This window comes from Bifidobacterium sp. M0404 (assembly GCF_016101415.1).
In the GTDB taxonomy this organism is placed as follows: Bacteria; Actinomycetota; Actinomycetes; order Actinomycetales; family Bifidobacteriaceae; genus Bombiscardovia; species Bombiscardovia polysaccharolytica.
Window position 1 is genome coordinate 847,946 of sequence record NZ_JACFQP010000001.1, and the last position, 18,385, is coordinate 866,330.

11 protein-coding genes are annotated in these 18,385 nt (G+C 62.1%); 5 read left to right on the forward strand and 6 right to left on the reverse strand.

Going from position 1 to position 18,385, the window contains the following annotated elements; all coding sequences use genetic code 11:
- Positions 1–33: 33 nt before the first annotated feature.
- Positions 34–654, reverse strand: coding sequence for a sigma-70 family RNA polymerase sigma factor (locus tag H3T93_RS03535; protein ID WP_121913754.1), 621 nt, complete (start codon positions 652–654; stop codon positions 34–36).
- 153 nt (positions 655–807) lie between these two features.
- On the opposite strand from H3T93_RS03535, the gene H3T93_RS03540 reads away from it, so the two are divergent.
- On the forward strand, positions 808–1,566 hold the full coding sequence (locus tag H3T93_RS03540; RefSeq protein WP_144176841.1) for an exonuclease domain-containing protein: 759 nt from the start codon (positions 808–810) through the stop codon (positions 1,564–1,566).
- A 205-nt stretch (positions 1,567–1,771) separates the two neighbouring features.
- Positions 1,772–3,340 (forward strand): Mur ligase family protein, encoded by a 1,569-nt coding sequence (locus H3T93_RS03545; RefSeq protein WP_144176839.1) that lies wholly within the window; start codon positions 1,772–1,774, stop codon positions 3,338–3,340.
- Positions 3,341–3,517: 177 nt separating this feature from the next.
- Here H3T93_RS03545 and smc read toward each other — a convergent pair whose 3' ends face one another.
- Together smc and H3T93_RS03555 are read right to left on the reverse strand one after the other, a co-directional pair.
- Positions 3,518–7,156, reverse strand: a complete 3,639-nt coding sequence (gene smc, locus H3T93_RS03550; protein WP_144176837.1) for a chromosome segregation protein SMC — start codon at positions 7,154–7,156, stop codon at positions 3,518–3,520.
- Positions 7,156–8,577 carry a bifunctional folylpolyglutamate synthase/dihydrofolate synthase gene (locus H3T93_RS03555; RefSeq protein ID WP_144176836.1) on the reverse strand — a complete coding sequence of 474 codons (1,422 nt, stop codon included), beginning with the start codon at positions 8,575–8,577 and terminating at the stop codon, positions 7,156–7,158. Before H3T93_RS03555 ends, smc begins: the two co-directional genes overlap by 1 nt.
- A gap of 155 nt (positions 8,578–8,732) precedes the next feature.
- Here H3T93_RS03555 and H3T93_RS03560 point away from each other — a divergent pair, with 155 nt between their 5' ends.
- Both H3T93_RS03560 and H3T93_RS03565 read left to right on the forward strand, forming a co-directional pair.
- Positions 8,733–10,334 carry an aminopeptidase P family protein gene (locus H3T93_RS03560; RefSeq protein WP_046322722.1) on the forward strand — a complete coding sequence of 534 codons (1,602 nt, stop codon included), beginning with the start codon at positions 8,733–8,735 and terminating at the stop codon, positions 10,332–10,334.
- Between the two features lie 3 nt (positions 10,335–10,337).
- On the forward strand, positions 10,338–10,880 hold the full coding sequence (locus H3T93_RS03565) for an NUDIX hydrolase (protein ID WP_144176835.1): 543 nt from the start codon (positions 10,338–10,340) through the stop codon (positions 10,878–10,880).
- Positions 10,881–10,920: 40 nt separating this feature from the next.
- Here H3T93_RS03565 and H3T93_RS03570 read toward each other — a convergent pair whose 3' ends face one another.
- Positions 10,921–12,156, reverse strand: coding sequence for an ROK family protein (locus H3T93_RS03570; RefSeq protein WP_144176834.1), 1,236 nt, complete (start codon positions 12,154–12,156; stop codon positions 10,921–10,923).
- Between the two features lie 192 nt (positions 12,157–12,348).
- Here H3T93_RS03570 and H3T93_RS03575 point away from each other — a divergent pair, with 192 nt between their 5' ends.
- Positions 12,349–13,890: a xylulokinase gene (locus H3T93_RS03575; RefSeq protein ID WP_144176833.1), complete on the forward strand. Its 1,542-nt coding sequence runs from the start codon at positions 12,349–12,351 to the stop codon at positions 13,888–13,890.
- A 19-nt stretch (positions 13,891–13,909) separates the two neighbouring features.
- Here the strand turns inward: H3T93_RS03575 and H3T93_RS03580 are convergent, their stop codons facing one another.
- Both H3T93_RS03580 and H3T93_RS03585 read right to left on the reverse strand, forming a co-directional pair.
- Positions 13,910–17,233 carry a glycoside hydrolase family 2 TIM barrel-domain containing protein gene (locus H3T93_RS03580; protein ID WP_442859371.1) on the reverse strand — a complete coding sequence of 1,108 codons (3,324 nt, stop codon included), beginning with the start codon at positions 17,231–17,233 and terminating at the stop codon, positions 13,910–13,912.
- Between the two features lie 55 nt (positions 17,234–17,288).
- Positions 17,289–18,383, reverse strand: coding sequence for a LacI family DNA-binding transcriptional regulator (locus H3T93_RS03585; protein ID WP_232348605.1), 1,095 nt, complete (start codon positions 18,381–18,383; stop codon positions 17,289–17,291).
- Between the last annotated feature and the right edge of the window lie 2 nt (positions 18,384–18,385).

Consider the following 18,385-nt stretch of genomic DNA (forward strand, 5'->3'; position numbering starts at 1 on the left):
GCCCACTTCCTGATACCCGATCTTCGGGGGCCCTCAATGCCCCTTGCTGCTGATCTCTTTTTTTATACTAGGCCTGACCTCAACAGGTCCATGGTGTTCCGCTGAGGGCTTGCCTGCGGCCCCGCGCTCCTGCTGGTAGCCACGCTCCTTGGCATACCGCTCCAGCTCCTGGCGTAGCTGCGAGCGTGCACGGTTCAGTCGGCTCATGACTGTGCCGATCTTGATGCCCTCCTCGTCGGCGACCTGTTGGTAGCTCTTGCCATCGATGGCAGCGTCGATGAAGACCCGCCGGCGTTCCGGACTGAGCCGATTCAGCGCGGCCATGATCTCCTCGGGGGCGAAGGTCTCCATGTATTCCTGCTCAGCGGATTTGAGCCCTTCGGACCCGTGCTCCGATGCCGAATAAATATCCCAGTCGTTGTACTCGCCAGTCGAGTCGTTGGCCCTTTGCGGACGCCGCTTGGCCTTGTGGTACTGATTGAAGTAGGCGTTGCGCTCGATGGTGGTCATCCAGGCCTCGAAATTGCTGCCGGGCTGGAAGCGGTCGAAGGCCTTGAATCCGCGCTCGAAAGTGTCCTGAACCAGATCCTGGGCATCGTCGGGGTTGTTGGTTAGGCGCATGGCCTGTCGGTAAAGCACATCCACCGCAGGCATGGCCAGGGCCTCGAATTGACGTTTTCTGCTTTCGAGTTTGCTGGTATCTGCCACACCCCTATTGTGCCATCCCCCCTCGCCCGTCGCGGTTCCGACCCGGTCGCGGGCCGGTCGCTCCTCGGTTACCATAAAGACTGAGGAGAAATCACGCTTATGGAAAACACCGAGTACACAAGCATGGAGCAGGCGCTTCAGTCGGCCCCGCAACAGGAGGGGTCGACACGCCTAGGGGACTCCTGGCTTCTGGGGTTCGACACCGAGACCACGGGCACCAAACCAGGCAAAGACGGCATTGTTTCGGCCAGTCTGGTTCTGCGCGACCCGACTAAGGGCTACGCAGGGGATGTGGTAGCCACCTGGATAGTCAATCCGCACCGGCATATCAGCAAGGGGGCCAGCAGGGTCAACGGGTTCACCGATGATCAGCTGGCCACCGAGGGCATGGAGCCTGAGCTGGCCACCGAGCAGATGGCCGGATTCATCGCCTGTGCCCAGAACAAGCGCATCCCCCTGCTGGCCTACAACGCCCCCTTCGACGTGCAGATGCTGGACGGGGACATCGCCCACTGGTGCGCAGGGTCAGTCAAGCCCCTGAGCGAGGGGGATCTGCTGGTGGTGGACCCTCTGGTCCTGGACAGAGAGATCTCCCACCGGTCGGGCCGCCGCACCCTAGGAATGACCAGCGAGTACTACGGCGTCATCCCCCATGGCAACTTCCACAATGCCACGGCGGATACGGTGGCGGCAGTGGATTTGATTAAACCAATGACCACCCTCTTCCCCCAGGTGGCCCGAATCACCATGGACTCCCTTATGGACTGGCAGCGGCAGGCACAGGCCAAGTGGCGGGACCAGTTCAACCAGCACCTGATCTCACAAGGGCGTCGACCGGTCACTGACAACTGGCTCTGACCCCGGCCCTGATGCCCACAGGCCTCTGCCTGGAAATACAGAGCAAGGAGTGATCAAGATAAGCGGCTACCCGCATTTGACCATTCAGTCAAAGGGTCGCCGGACCCACCTTCTTCGGCCTCAACGGGGTTATAGACTTGGGTCTGGTCTCGGTCAGATCTCCTATCGGGACAGGCACAACCCAACGGACAAGGGGGAAAACGGCATGGCGCTGACGATGGCTTCGACCTTGGAGCTACTGCACGAGCATGATCAGCTGCGCGAGGTGATCCGAGGCGACCGGTGGACTTTGGATTCGCCCGAGGATATCCAGCCATCCAGGCCCTTCACCGATGTCACCTACGACACCCGTCAGGCGGGACCTGGCAGCCTGCTTTTCTGCAAGGGACACTTCCTGCCTGAATATCTGGATTCCTGCGGCCCGGAAGGACCGGCGGCCTACGTGGCCCAGCAGGACCTGTCCGCACACACCAAAGCTCCGGGGATCATCGTCAACGACGTGCGCAAATCCATGAGCCTGCTGGCCTCAGCCTTCTATGGCCGCCCCCAGGACCGGCTGACCCTGGTGGGAATCACCGGCACCAAGGGCAAGACCACCACTGCCTACTTCCTGCAGGCCATGCTCTCCAGGCTCTCCGGGGGCCGCGCCGCCTTGCTCTCCTCGGTGGACAACTGCCTGGACGGCCGACACTACCAGGAATCCCAGCTGACCACTCCCGAGTCGCTGGACCTCTTCCGCATGATGCGCCATGCGGTGGATGCAGGCATGCGCTACATGGTCATGGAGGTCTCCTCCCAGGCCTACAAGGTGGATCGGGTCTACGGGTTGACCTTCGATCTGGGGGCATTCCTGAACATCTCCCCAGACCACATCAGCCCCATCGAGCATCCCAGTTTTGAGGACTATTTCTACTGCAAGCGCCGCATAACCTACAACAGCCGGCAGCTGGTCCTGGGAGCCGATACGCGCGGAGCCGACCTGATCCGTCAGGATGCCCGCGCCGCCGGAGTTCCAGTGACCACCTTCGGCGATGGAACTCGACAGGCCGACTTCCTGGTCCGCAAGGCTCCCGGTGAGGGCGACGACTACCTGGTAGGGCCCTCCGACGGAGCCCTGCGACCGGTCAGTCTGTCCATGGACGGGGATTTCAACGCCTTGAACGCGGCCGCCGCCCTGGCCATGCTGACCCGTCTAGGTCTGGAGCCTGATTCCGGAGCCATCCAGGCCATGGGGAACGTCAGAATCGCCGGCAGGATGGAACGCTTCAAGGCCGACAACCGGGTGGTTTACGTCGACTACGCCCACAACAAGGCCTCGGTCACAGCGCTTCTGAATTTTGTAGATGAGCGCTACGGCGAGCGTAAACCCCTGATTACTCTGGTTTCCGGTTCCGCTGGCGGCAAGGCCATCGATCGCAGGGAGGGCATCGTCAGCGCCGCCCAGGACCGTGTCGATCGGCTGATCCTGACCGCCGACGATGAGGACGGAGAGAGCTCGGACCAGGTGGACCAGCAGATGCTGGGCTTCGTGACCAACCCGAACCTGGATGTCAGCATCGAGCCGGACAGGACCCAGGCCATCAAGCAGGCCGTAGGTGATCCAGGCCAGCCAAGGGACCGTTTACGCGTCACCCTGGTCATCGGCAAAGGCGAGGAACGCTGGATCAAGAAGGACGGCAGCCACGTGCCCTATGAGGGCGACGACCATGTGGTAGCTCGCCTGCTGGGTACGAAAAGCTACAATCTGGGAGCCACCGGAACAGCCCAGGGATGACTATCCCGACAAGCCCCTAAGACGGGAATCCGATGCCCCGTGGCAGAACAGGACGCACGACCACCTGGCAGGTGGTTTCAAATAGATCAAAGAATTCCAGCCGGTCATACAGGGCAGAGAGGGATCCCGCCATGCCGCAGCGGCCCATCGTGGACTCTCAGGCGGTCCCGGCACAGGTCAACCTTGATCGGGTTCGGACTCTTCGCGACCTGAACGATCCGGATCGTTCAGCCGCTGGGAGATGACGGCCGTCACCCCATCGCCACGCATGGTGACCCCATAGAGAGCGTCAGCGATGCCCATGGTCCGCTGCTGATGGGTGATGATGATCAGCTGGGCATGCTCCCGCAGCTGCTCGAAGGCCTTGAGCAGCCTGGTCAGGTTGACGTCGTCCAGGGCGGCCTCGACCTCGTCCATGACATAGAAGGGGCTGGGCCGGGCCGTAAAGATGGCCAAAAGCAGGGCCAGGGCCGTCAGCGACCGCTCTCCACCCGAAAGCAGGGATAACCTGCGGACCCTCTTGCCGGCCGGGCTGGCCTCGACCAGAACGCCGGTGGTCAGCAGGTCGTCCGGATCCTCCAGCCGCAGTCGACCGCGCCCGCCTGGGAAGAGGGTAGAGAAGATACGCTCGAAGGCCTGGGCGGTGTCGTCGAAGGCCTCCTTGAAGACTGTGACCATGGTCGAATCCAGATCCTTGACCAAGGCCATCAGGTCATCCCGTGAGCCTATTACATCCTGACGCTGCTCGTGCAAGTAGCGGTTGCGGGACTCTAGAGCCTCGTATTCCTCGGTGGCCAGCGGGTTGACCTTGCCTAGGGCGGCCAGGTCCCGCTTGGCCTTGGCCAGCCGTTTCTCCTGCTCACCGCGCCGGTAGGGCACTGTTTTGAAAGCTGGCAAATCCCCATCTTCGCCCATCCCCTCCTGGTCCAGGGGCACCGGGTTGCCCTCGTCATCCAGAACAGGAACCGGACGGTCGGGGCCATATTCGCGGATCAGTTCCTCCGGCTCCATGCCCAGGTCATCCTGGATGCGCTGACGCAGACGGCCGCCTTCACCTGCCAGACGCTCCCGCTCCAGGTCCAGACCGTGCTCATCCTGGCGCAGACCGGCCACCTTGGGTTCCAGAGCGTCCCTGCTGGCACGCAGATCTGTCAGTTCCTTGTCATGGGCCGAGGCCTTGGCCCTGAGCTGATCCCGGCGGCGGACAGCACGCTCCATCCTCTCCTTGATCAGCTGGGCCAGCAGGTCTGCCCTGAAAGCGATCAGTCCCAGGGAAGCCATGCCAGCCTTGCGCTGACGATTCTCCTCACCTATTCGCTGACGATGGCGTTCGGCCTGCTCGGCCTGATCCCGCAGCAGATCGATCTGACGCAGCAGGGAGGCATGCCGCCGGTCGCTCTCGGTCCAGGTCAGCTTGGCTTCCATCTCGGCAGTGCGGGCCTGGTCCAGAGCCGTCTCCAATTCATGCTGCCGGTCTTCCATGCCCTCCGGGTCATCAGAGTCAGATTCCCCGTTTTCCTGGGCACGAGCCAGGCCGGCCTTGAGATCTTCCAGTTTGAGTTCGTGGGTACGCACCTGGTCGCGCACCTGTGCCAGCCGGTCATCCAGATCCTTGACTCCGGCCTGGGCTCGATCAGACTCCTTGCGGGCTGCCGCCAGATCCCGGGCGGCCTGCTCAGCCTTGACCCGGGCCTCAGTGCACTGGTTGCGCGCCTCCTGAAGCTTCTGCTCTGCCTGCTCAAGGACGGCACGTGCCGCTTCCATCTGGGGCTGCAGTGTTTTGGATTCCTCCTGGAGGGCCTCCACCTGCGCCAGGGCCTTATCCCTACGCGCGGTCAGCGCCAAGTCGCTGGTGGCTGGAGCGGATCCACCTACGGCGCCTACCCGGTCGTAGAGGTCGCCCAGGCGAGTCAGCGCCTGTTGCCATCCGTCCTCCAGGGCATGACGGGCCTGATCACCGTCATTGACGGCAGCTGTAGAGGCCAGCAGACTGCGGACAGCATCCAGCACCCCCTGGGCCCGGTCAGGATCGGCAGGATGTTCCCGCAGGGTCACTAGGTCGGCGGCCGACCGCCAGGGGCCGTCACCATGCCTTACGCCTGCACCCTTGATCGGGCCTGATGCCGAGATCAGCGCGGCGCGTCCCAAGCGATCCTGGCGGGCCCGCTCCAGGGTTCGATCGACCGTCTGCTCATCCTTGGCCACCAGGGCCGAGGCATAGTCATGCAGGGCCTGGGCCAGGGGCTCCTCCCAGCCATCCTCTACTCGGACGAAGTCGGTCAGCAGGCCCAGCAGGGCCGGATCCCCGGCCTGGGACAGGGCCTCGCCGGCGCCGCGATGGTCCAGCGTGTCCGCCAAGGCATCAGCCTTGGCCTGAGCAGAGATGGCATCGGACTGAATTCGACGTTCCCGCTCCTGAAGATCGTTGAGTCTGCTGCGGGCCTGGTCCCTGACCTGACCCGCCTGATCCAGGGCCTGTCTGCCGTCCTGCTCAGGGTTTTCCTCCTGATTATCCAGATCCCGCACCCGGTTTCTAGCACGCTCCAGGCCTTCCCTGACCTGACCCTGCTGGCGGGTCAGGTCGCGCTCACGCTGCCTGGAAAGTTCCAGGGCCGATTCCTCCTTGGCCACCAGCTGCGCCAGGTCACCAAGCCGAGCCTGTCGCTTCCTGGCAGCCTGCCGCAGCTCGGTCATGGTCTGCCGGTGAGCGGCCAGCCGCCGCTCCAGATCCGCACGGGCTTGAACGCAGCCATCCAGGGCGATCCGGTCGGCTCCGACCTGGCCCTCCTCCTGATCAGCCTGGCCCTTGAGCTCGTCAGCCCGCCGCCTGAGCACCCCAGGATCCTGACCCTGATCGGCCACCATGCCCGCCTCCAGCGAACGGCTGCGCTCCCTGGCCAGGGATGCCAGGGACCCGGCACGCTCACCGAGCTTGGTCAGGTCGTTCCACTGCTGGTTGACCGCATCCAGGGCCGGACTGGACTGCCTATCCAGCCCCTCCAACTGTTCGATGCGCAGCTTGACCCTGGTCAGGTCCTCCTGTCCCCTGGCCAGCCGCCCCCGGGTCTCAACCATCTGCGAACGCAGATCCTCCAGCTTTTTCTGCGAAGTCAGAGCATCATCGGCATGGATACGGGCCTGGGCGTCCCGCAGACTGACCTGGATCATGTCTGCCCGGCGGGAGACCTTGGCCTGGCGACCCAGCGGTCCCAACTGCCGATGAATCTCGCCAATCAGATCATCCAGACGGGAAAGGTTGGCCTCGGTGTTGGCCAGCTTGTGCAGGGCCCGTTCCTTGCGCTTGCGGTGCTTGAGGATGCCGGCCGCCTCCTCGATGAAAGCCCGATGGCCGGCGGGATCAGCCCGCAGGATGGCATCCAGCCGCCCCTGGCCGACGATCACGTGCATCTGCTGGCCCAGCCCGGTGTCGCTGAGCAGCTCCTGGATGTCAAGCAGGCGGCAGTCGGAACCGTTGATGGCGTATTCGGACCCGCCGTTGCGGTAGATGGTCCGGCTGATGGTGACCTCGGTGTAGTCGATGTCCAAGGTCCGGTCGGTGTTGTCGATGGTCAGGGTGACCTGCGCCCGGCCCAGCGGCGGCCTGGAGGAGGTGCCTGCGAAGATGACGTCCTCCATGGATCCGCCGCGCAGGCTTTTGGCCCCCTGCTCGCCCATGACCCAAGCCAAAGCGTCGACTATGTTGGATTTGCCTGATCCGTTGGGGCCCACCACAGCGGTGATGCCCGGCTCGAAGCGCAGGGTGGTAGCCGAGGCGAAGGACTTAAAGCCCTTGAGGGTCAGCTCCTTGAGATACATCAGGCGCGCTCCGCCTTAGGCTTGGCCAGATCGGGGTTGGGACGCTCGGCCAGCAGGGTGCGGGCATCGCCGGCGGTGACGAAGCTGCCACAGATCAGCACCCCACGGCCATAGCCCACGCCGGTCTGATCCTCGCTGTCGACCATGTCGACGGCCGTCTGGATGGCATCGGGCATCCGATCGCGCCGAACCACCCTGTCGGTTCCGAAGACTCGTACGGCGACCCGCTCCAAATCCTCGGCCGGCATGACCCGGCCCTTCCAAGAGTTCTCGGTTACCACGACGCTGTCCAGCACGGGCTCCAGTATGCCCAGATAGTCCTCCACCTGTTTGTCGGCCATCATGGAGATCACGCCCACCAGCTGCTTGAAGTCGTAGTTCTCCTCGATGGCCGCACGCAGGGACTGGGCCGCATTCAAGTTGTGTCCGCCATCGATGATGATGGTGGGCGAGGTACGTACCTGTTCGATCCGTCCAGGAATGCGCACCTGGCTTAAGGCCTCGGCCACCAGATCCTGGTCCAGGGCCCCATTGATGGGGATGACCGTCTCGGCTGCCGCCAGGGCTGCCAAGGCGTTGTGGGCCTGGTGCTCCCCGAACTTGTCGATGGGCACATCCTTGTAGAGCCCCTGGGGTGTGCGCAAGGTGGCCACCTGACCACCCACTGCGGGCATGCGGGAGACCACCTCCAGCTCGTTGCCGTCCCTCAGCAGGGTGGGGGCACCCTGCTCGCGCACAGCCTGCTCGATGATGGGCATGACGGCATCCTCATGAGGCTGGGCGCCGACGATGACCGTGGACTTGGGCTTGATAATCCCGGCCTTCTCCCCTGCTATCTGCTCGACCGTATCCCCGAGCCACTGCATGTGGTCCATGTCCACCGGCCCGATGATGGAGGCATCGCCATCGAGGACGTTGGTGGCATCCCAGCGGCCGCCCATCCCCACCTCGACAATGGCCACATCCACGGGGGCATCAGCGAAGGCCCAGACAGCCATGGCGGTCAGGACCTCGAAGAAGCTCATGGGAGCCCTGCCCTTCTGAGCGAAGCGGTCGTCCACCATGGCGATGAAATCCTCGATCTGCTGGTAAAGGTCTACGAAGTCCTCGTCTGAGAGCTCCTTGCCGTCGATGGCGATCCGCTCATTGATCCGCTCCAGGTGGGGCGATGTATAGAGCCCGGTGCGCAGACCGTAGGCCCTCACCAGAGCCTCGGCCATCCGCGCGGTGGATCCCTTGCCATTGGTCCCGGTGACATGGATGACCCGGAAGCTGTGCTCAGGGTGGCCCAGCAGGTCCAGCATCATACCCATCCTGTCCAAGTCCAGATTGGGGCTGTCATGCTCAGCGGGACGCGCCATGATGGCCCGTTCGACATCGCGAATATTCTGACCCTTGCTATTGGGGTGTTCGAATGACATATTCTGCCTGCGCCTCCTGCTGGCTGTGGATGCTTCCCGCCTATTCTATGCGCGACCGACCCCGATTGAAGGCCGAAACAGCCGACTGTCACATCGGCCAAACGCACTACCATGGAACCAACATAGTAAGAACCGAAATTTCAAGGAGGCCGGACGTGACCGCATCCGCACAGGAGCATCTACAAGGAGACACCGATCCCAAGAACGTGGACCTGGATGAGCAGAACATGGACGACCGGGTGAACAACCGCACCCTGCGCCCCAACTCCCCCGCCTTCCAGAAGTTCATGACCACCGGCTGGCAGGCCCAGGAGCCCCAGATCGAGCCATTGGAATCCAGCAAATACACCGAGCGCCGCCTGCGTGAGCTGGGCCGGCGTTTCCCCGGTGAGCGGCTGGTCATCCCCGCAGGCTCCTACAAGACCCGAAACAACGACAACGACTACGCCTTCCGCCCAGACACCACCTTCGCCTACTACACGGGCCTGGGCGAGGACTACGAACCAGGAGCCATCCTTGTCCTGGACCCTGTGGACCCTGACAGTCCTGAGGCCGCCAAGGGCCTGACCCATACCCCTGAGCTCTTCGTCCACCCCCGGGCCGATCAGTCCACCCGCGACTACTATCGGTCCGCTCAGTACGGAGAGTACTGGGTGGGTCCCCGGGCAGGTCTGCGGGAGCTGGCCGTCATGACCGGCATCCCCACCAAGGACATTGCCTCCTTCCCTGATGCCATCGCCAAGGATCTGGGCCCGGACCAGGGAGCGGTCAAGCTGCGTGTGATCCGTACTGCAGACCAGGAGGTCCTGAACCAGGTGGAGGCCGCCCGCAAGGCCAACGGCATCGGTGGTCCGGACCGCAATGAGGAAGCCGACGACAAGCTCGAAGAGTTCACCTCAGAGGCCCGTATGATCAAGGACGACTATGAGGTAAACGAGCTGCGCAAGGCCATAGCGGCCACCAAGGACGGGTTCGACCGGATCCTGACCCATCTGCCTCAAGTGGTAGGCAAGCCCCGTTCCGAGCGGATGCTGGAGGGTGTCTTCAACGCAAACGCCCGTGAGAAGGGCAACGACGTGGGCTACGGTTCCATCATCGCCTCGGGCAAGCACGCCCCGATCCTGCACTGGATGCGCAACGATGGGACAGTCCAGAAGGGCGACCTGCTCCTGATCGATGCGGGCGTGGAGGTCAATAGCCTCTACACGGCTGACATCACCCGCACCTTCCCTGTAAGCGGCACCTTCAGCCCCCTGCAGAAGCGGATCTACCAGACCGTGCTCAAGGCCCAGCAGGCCGGCTTCGAAGCCGCTAAGCCCGGCGCCACCTACTCGGACATCCACCATGCCATCATGCGGGTGCTGGCCGAAACACTGCACGAGTGGGGCATCCTCAAGGTCAGTGTGGAGGAGTCGCTCTCCCCGCAAGGCCAGCAGCACCGCCGCTGGCACGCCTGCGGATGCGCCCACCACCTTGGCCTGGACGTGCACGACTGCGCGGAGGCCAGGTACGAGTCCTACCAGGGTGCCCCCATCGCCCCTGGGATGATCTTCACCATCGAGCCCGGACTCTACTTCAAGGAGAACGACCTGCTGGTGCCTCCGGAGTTCCGCGGCATTGGCGTGCGCGTAGAGGACGACGTGCTCATGACCGAACAGGGGCCCCAGTGGCTGTCTGCAGGCATTCCCAAGACCGTGGAAGAGGTGGAGGCCTGGATGGCGGAGCGGGCCGCTCTGGCCGACCCGGACCGGGACTGATACATGCCCACCCCTGACTTCGTGCTCAGACTGCGCAGGTCTATAGGTCATGACCTGCTCTGGCTGAACGGCGTAACGGCTTTCGTCACTGACGGCCAGGGCCGCGTCCTGCTGGGCCGGCGCTCTGACACCGGCCAGTGGGCCCTGGTCTACGGGATCAACGAACCCGGAGAGGACCCGGCCGACACCGTGGTCCGCGAGGTCAAGGAGGAAACCGGGGTGGATGTGATCGTCTCTGACCTGGCGGCGGTCACATCCTCCCGGCAGGTGGTCACCTATGTCAACGGTGACCGGACCATGTACATGGATCATCTATTCATCTGCCGGCCCGACCCCAACGGCAATGCCGACCCCTATGTCGGTGACGAGGAAAGCCTGTCAGTCGGCTGGTTCGACTCCGACCAACTCCCAGCCCCGCTGGCCCAGACTACTGTAGAACGCATGGCTCGGGCCCGAACCTATCTGAAACGCCTGCATGGCGGAGATGCCCATGCCCTCTTCAAGGTCGGTGGCAGACAGCTGCCCGCCAATTCCGACCAGTCGTAGGTTGGTCATTGAACCCTTGCACGGCTCAGGCCTTGGCAACTCAGTCTTCGAAGAAATCCAGCGGATCGTCGATGAAGCGGCGCAGACCTACCAGCGCTGCTCCCTTGAGGGCCGGGTAATCGGCCTGGGTGGGGATGAGCACACGGATGTCCACGGCATCCCGGCCCAGGGTCAGCTGATTGAGACGATCCTGCAGACGCTGGGCAAGGTTTCCCCCGAAGTGCGACCAGAATCCTCCCAGGATGACCGTATCCACATCCACAATGTTGATGGCAGAGGCGATGACCGAGATCATGGCATCGAGCCCACGGTCAATGGCATCAACGGCCTTGGCATCTCCCTGCTGCCAGCGCTGGTAGAGTTCCTCCATGGCCTGGGGCGTGACCGCCTCGGCTCCGGTGGCGATGCCCGCTGCCTCAACCAGAGCCCTGCGCCCGGCATAGGTTTCCAGGCACCCACGGCGGCCGCAACGGCAGGTAGGCCCGTTCAGATCCACCGAGGCATGTCCCAATTCGCCAGCGAACCCGTGATCCCCTGACTCCACGGCTCCACGGCGCACCACAGCTCCGCCTATGCCTATGTCAGTTGAAATGTAGATAAAAGAGTCTGTGGGTGAAAGCGGTCCCTCATGCCCGTCAGCGGGACGCTGGGCAGCGTAGCCGGGAATCTGTGCGAGGGCTGCCAGACGCGCCTCGTTGCCCACTCGGGGGGCCAGACGGCGAACCAGGGGGAAGTCCTGCAAATCCAGACGTTCCCATCCCAGATTGCGGGCCATAAGCAGGGTGGTGTCGCCACCAACCAGACCGGGCAGGGCCAGGCCCGAACCCACTGTATGGTAATGGCGACGTGACAACTTACGTTCGATGGGCTTGGCCAGCTTTTCCAAGTTGGTGAAGACCTGATCGGGCTCCGCCTCGTGCATATCGTCCTTGACCCAGGCTGAATCGATTAGGGTCCCATCCAGATCCATGGCCAGACAGCCGTAGCCGTCGGTATTGATCTGCAAGCCCAGGCCGGCCCAGCGCCCGTGTGCGATGGACAGCGGGGTGCTGGGTCGTCCGTGGTTGCTCTGCGAGGTCTCAGGCTCCTCCTCGCGCACCACCCGATTCCTGAGCAGGAGCCCCGCCAGGAGCGACATGGTGGCCTTGGTCAGCCCGGTGGCCTTGGCCAGATCCGCCCTGCTGAGCGAGGTAGGCGACCGCAGAATGGTATCGATGATGACCGAGAGGTTGTGGTTCCTCAGATCATCCTGATTGATAGAGCGCAGGGCAGTCACGGTTCAACAACCTTTCATGAACAAACATAGGCCCGCTAAATTCTGGGCCTCTCCAATATCTTACGTTCCAGTCTGACGGCAGTTCAGCAATTGAGATGCACTGAGCAAGGACATTTAGTTTATCGATTTAATAATTGAGATACTATGATGGAGTACTCCAATGACCGGAGCCCGGAAAGCAAGGAGGCTGACATGAATGAGATCCTGGTGGCGGGGGTGGACACATCGACCCAGTCCTGCAAGGTCAGGGTCACCGAGGCCCGGACCGGTCGGCTGGTCCGTTTCGGCAAGGCTCAACACCCGGCAGGCACCAGCGTCAATCCAATGGCCTGGTGGAAGGCCTTTCAGGAGGCTTCGGCCCAGGCAGGAGGTCTGAACGATGTTTCAGCCATCAGTGTGGGAGGCCAACAGCACGGTATGGTATTACTGGACCGTCAGGGGCAGGTAATCAGGGATGCCTTGCTCTGGAACGATACGCGTTCGGCTCCTGATGCCGACAATCTCATCATCCGGCTAGCCAAGTCCAAGACCGAAGAAGCTGAAAGCACCGAAACGGAAAACGACGGGCCAAACAAGGACCCGAACTCGGATCAGGACCTGGCCATGCGCGGCAAACAAGCCTGGGTGCGGGCTGTGGGCTCCTCCCCCGTTGCCTCGCTGACCATCACCAAAGTGGCCTGGGTCAGCAGGGTGGAGCCGGATAATGCCAGGACCATCGCGGCCATATGCCTCCCCCACGACTGGTTGAGCTGGGTCATCGCCGGTCATGGTCCCGCAGCCGACCCGGAGACCGAACCAGGGCTGGAGGATCTCTTCACTGATCGCTCGGATGCCTCGGGCACGGGCTACTACGACCCTGCCTCTGACTGCTACCGGCGTGACCTGCTGGACATGGCCCTGCCCGAGGGCATGGCCGAGCGTGTGATTCTGCCTAAGGTCCTTGGCCCCCACCAGGTCGGAGCCAAGGCTGACCCACGCATCGCCGGCAGAGATGTACCAGGCGGCTGCATCATCGCACCGGGTGGCGGCGACAACGCCATGACGGCGCTAGGCCTGGCTATGCAGGTGGGCGACGTCTCAATCTCCTTGGGAACCTCGGGTGTCGCTGCAGCGGTCAGCCCTGTCCCCGCCTATGACATGAGCGCCTCGGTGACCGGATTCGCGGATGCCACCGGCCACTGGCTGCCCCTGGCCTGCACCATCAACGCGTCACGCATCCTGGACGCGGGTCTGGCTGCTCTCGGGACGGATTATGACGGTCTGGCCGAGCTGGCGAAGAAGTCCTCGCCGGGGGCCGAAGGAATCACTCTGATCCCCTACTTCGACGGCGAGCGCACCCCCAACCGCCCTGATGCCCACGCCAGACTGGAGGGACTGACCCTGGCCAACACCACGCGCACCAACCTGGCCAGAGCATTCGTGGAAGGACTGCTCTGCTCCCAACGCGACTGTTTGGAGCTGCTGAAACGGCTGGGCACCACGGTCTCCAGAATTCTCCTGGTCGGCGGCGGCGCCAAGTCTCCAGCGGTCAGAGCCTATGCCCCAGGAATCCTAGGCATGGATGTGCAGTTGCCGCAGCCGGATGAGTATGTGGCCATCGGTGCAGCTCGCCAGGCAGCCTGGGCTCTGACTGGAGAAGAGGAGCCTCCCGTCTGGTCGGTGAACATCGACACCACGCTGACGGGAGCCCCCTGCGAGCAGGTCTACCAGCAGTATCTGCGCTGGCGGGGTTGAAAGGCCCCGCCAGCCTTGGTCACTTGGAACGGACCCGCAGGTGCAGTCCAAAGACCAGATCGGTTTCATCCAAGCGGTAAGCGGGATCCAGCTCGGGTCCGCAACTGTTGGAGCCTACGCCGCTTGTTGCATAGTCCAGGCAGAGTACGGTCGAGCCGCACTCCTCCAGCTCGTGGTCGTGCCCCTTGGCGGTCAGCTCCTCCTGCGTGTAGGGGGAACAGTTGAAGCTGATGGGCCCATCCCCCGCTGCCTGCAGCAGGGAACGGTCATCCTCCACCAGGACGTAGTCGCAGCCATAATGGGAGCCGTTCTCCTGGGGACGCAGGTAGTGCTCTACCATGCCTGACGCAGTGTTGCGGAAAACGCCGTAGTGGCTGGCACGGTGCATGTCCCGGTAGCTTTCATAGGGCCCATAGCCGCAGTAGGTGACCCGCTGCAGGCTCTTGGGCAGGAAGAGCCGCAAGCCGAACCGGGGCAGATAGGGGAACTCAGGATCACGGTGCAGTTCCATCTTCAGATCCAGCCCACCCTGGTCGCTCAGTGTCCAGGTGGCAAGGATGCTGCCCATGGGCTGAATGAAAGGTGCCACCAAGGATAGTTCAGCTTTAATTATGGTCAACCCCTGTTCCTGATCAGTCTGTAGCTGGCAGGATAGGGCCCTGGTACTAGCACGGTCGTATTCGGCCTTGCGCCATTCCTGCTTGATGGTGGCATCATTGTCGGTGGGCGCCCGCCAGAGGTTGATCTCCATAGGGGCGGTCAAGAGCGAACGGTTGTCGACGCTCATTGATTCCACCATGCCGGTACGGCGGTTGAAAATGTAGCGCCAATCAGCCCCCTCCACATCGAAGCGGGCATCAGTCTGCCTGACCACCGGCCGGTGGGCGCCCCGGGCTCCGCTGCCGGGATCGGAACTGATGACCCTGGCCACGCCATTGGGACGTTCAGGCATTCCCATATCGGCAGCTTCAAGCTGATCGAAGCCGAGCAGATGCCCTTGCGGAAGCACTGAATCGGCCTTGGCCAGAGCGTACTCCACCAGCAGGGTCAGACGGCCCTTCTCGGGCGGATCCATCGTCGGCAGACCCACGGTGCCCTCGGCATGGGGGGCGATGTGCAGGCCTGTCCCTCGGTCAAGCTCCGGAGTTCCAGAGGCAACCGGCTCCCCATCGCACAGAAGGGTCCACTTCAGGCTCAGGTACTCATCCAAGAAGGTGAAGTCCAGATAGTTGTGCAGGGTGAGCAGCCGGGTCTGGGGATCGTATCCGACCAGACGGGCCGGACGAAAGACGTTCTTGAACTCCTTGAGGCCAGTGTGAGGCCGCCGGTCGGGGTAGACCAGGCCGTCCATGCAGAAGTTGTCATCATGGGGGTACTCACCGTGGTCGCCACCATAGGCATAGATCCGACGGCCCTTGCGGTCCCTGCCCTGATCGATGGCATGGTCGGCCCACTCCCAGATGCAGCCGCCCAGAAGCCCTGGATAGGCCTGAATGACCCGGAAGTAGTCCTCCAGATCCCCTGGGCCCAGTCCCATGGCATGGCAGTATTCACAGAGGAAGTAAGGCCGACGGCCTCCGTCCCCGTCATCCCCGTGGCTGCTGATGCCGTGAGGACCCTCCGGCGTGAAGTAATCCTTGATTTGCTTGATGCTGGGATACATCCTTGAGGTGATGTCCAGATTGCTATAGTCCAGATCCTTCCGGGGCGAACCGTGGATGGCCGACTCGTAGTGAGTCAGACGGGAGGGGTCCCGAGACTTGGTCCAGGCCAGAGCCGCCTCGATGCCGCAGCCGTATCCGCTTTCGTTGCCCATGGACCAGATCAGAATCGAAGGATGGTTCTTGTCCCGCTCCACGCTGCGCTGGACCCGATCGACGATAGCCTTGGTGAAGCGCGGCTCGTCAGCGATGCGGCCATTCCAGTAATCGGGTTCTTTCCAGTCCGGACTATGGTAGAGGGTCTCGATGCCGTGGGTCTCCAGGTCGGCCTCGGCGATCAGGTAGAAGCCCAGCTGGTCGTAGAGGGCGTAATACTGGGGGCTGTTGGGATAATGGGAGGTGCGGATGGCATTGACGTTGTGTTCTTTCATCAGAGTCAGGTCGCGCATGATCTGCTCCTGATTGATGGCAAAGCCGGTGCGTGGATCCCCGTCATGGCGGTTCACCCCATGAATCTTGATGGGGCTGCCGTTGACCTTAACCACCTGGCCGTCCACACTGATGGTGCGAAGACCGATGTACTCGGTGATGACCTCCTCAGGATGCTCCCCCGGCATGGACTCAGCAGAATCGCCGGTGTCAGATGCGCTGGACCTAGTCGTCAGCGTCAGCCGGTAGAGTTCAGGATCCTCAGCATTCCAGAGGCGAGGATGGCTGACTTTCAGGACAAATTGCGCAGGCTCCTTACAACCTGTCAGCTCGGCCCGGGCCACCTCCACCCCATCGGGGTCGGCCAGCAGAGCCTGGACATCAATAGCAGCATCGTTCTGGCCCGATACGCCGGTCGGATCCAAGTCCAGGGTCACCTTGGCATGACTCATGTCCTCGTCCAGGTCAGTGTGGACGAACCAGTCACGCAGACGTGCCTTGGGTCGACGCAGGATGTAGACATCGCGGAAGATGCCACTCATCCGGAACTTGTCCTGATCCTCTAGATAGCTGCCATCGCACCACTTGAGCACCAGAACGGCCAGCTGGTTGCGGCCCGGCCGCAGGTGGTCGGTCACATCGAACTCGCTGCTGGCGTGGGAGACCTGGCTGTAGCCGATCAGATCACCATTGACCCAGAGATAGAAGCAGGAGTCCACTCCCTCAAAATTGAGCAAGGCCCGGGGTGCCGAGGAATCAGGCTCGTAGTCGAAAGCGCGCAGGTATATGCCGCAGGGATTGTCGGCAGGCACCCTGGGCGGATCGTAGGGGAACGGATAACGCACGTTGGTGTACTGGGGGTTGTCATAGCCCTGGGTCTGCCAGACTCCTGGCACATGGATGGGCTGGTATACCCCTTGGCCCGCATCCCGAGAAGGGCTGTAGTCGGCTTCGAAAAAGACCGGATCCTTAGCCTCGTTGGCGGACTGAACCTCGGCGTCCAGCTGGTCGATGCTGGCGTAATAGCGAAAGTCCCAGTCTCCATCCAGATCCAGGTACCGATCAGAGCGCCTTCGCAGGTCGCCACGCGTGTCCATGGGGGCGCCGGCCGGCACGAAGTAGGCACGGTTGGGCTCGGTTCCCACATGCAGTGTGGCTGGATCCTCGTAATAACGTGGTATGAACATGACGACTCCATCCTCCTCGGTGGCCTTGGCAGCAGACGTTTCACAGGTATGACTGTTTACGCTCACATGCGACCATGATACCGGTGCCATAGCACAGACTTACCGGCGGTTGTCACGGATTTCATCGCACTGGACGTGCCGTGCTCTCACGGATGACCAGCTTGGGGGTCAGAATTCGGCGGTTGCTACTAACTGCACCGCCGTCGAAGACCTTCAACAGCAGATTGGCAACCTTTGTACCGTAAAGCCCTGCATCACGATGTACTGCGGTTATCGATGGACTGGTGGACTGACAAATGAAGCTGTCCTCGAAACTGACGATACCCGGCAGCGCATCAGTCCTAGCTGGAAGATCCACGGCGGCGTCATCCGAACGACGCATATTTAGGGATCGCAGGCTTGCAGCCGCCAGAATTTCATTCTCATAGATAAACGCTGTATAAGGGTGTGTGCCCGAAAACAACGATAAGGTCTGGTTCACGGCTTCATCCGGATCGAAATCCGTGAATTTGACTATAGCTGAATCCAGGCCATTACCTTGCGCAAAATGATGGAATGCTGAGGCCCTAGCCCTGCTGTAATCCAATTTTGGATCTCCGGAAAGGTAAGCAATACGCCTATGGCCTTGAGATCTCAGATGTCTGAGAATAGTGGTCATGGTTTTGGAATCATCAATCGAGAGTGAAGGCAGTTCATGATGGGTATCGGGACCACCCGCCAAGACGGCCGGCATTCCCAGAGCCTTGAGTCTGCCCGGTCTCGGATCGTCAATCAACGAATCCACGAGGATGACCCCGTCAACTCGTTTGCGTCGAGCCCAATCCTCGTATGTTGTTAATTCCTCCTCCAAGGAACGGCAGGGCCGAAACAAAAGGCCATACCCGTGATCGCTGAGGGATGCATGAATTCCAGCCATGAAATGCAACATGAAAGTTTCCGTCTGGAAAGCATCTATCGATCGCGCTGGAGCAAACCCAATGGTCATGGTACGAGAGGAGCCCAGAGCCTGGGCCGCATACACAGGACTCCAACCAAGCCTGGCCGCTGCATCCTTGACCCGTCGCTTGGTGCGCCTGGAGACGCCAGGCTTGTCATTGATCGCAAACGAAACAGCCGTCTGGGATATGCCAAGCTCTTTAGCGATATCCTTCAGACTGACACGCTGTGGTTCCGAAGACGAATCCTGTCGCTCCATATCTGTTTTGACTCGACTCATAC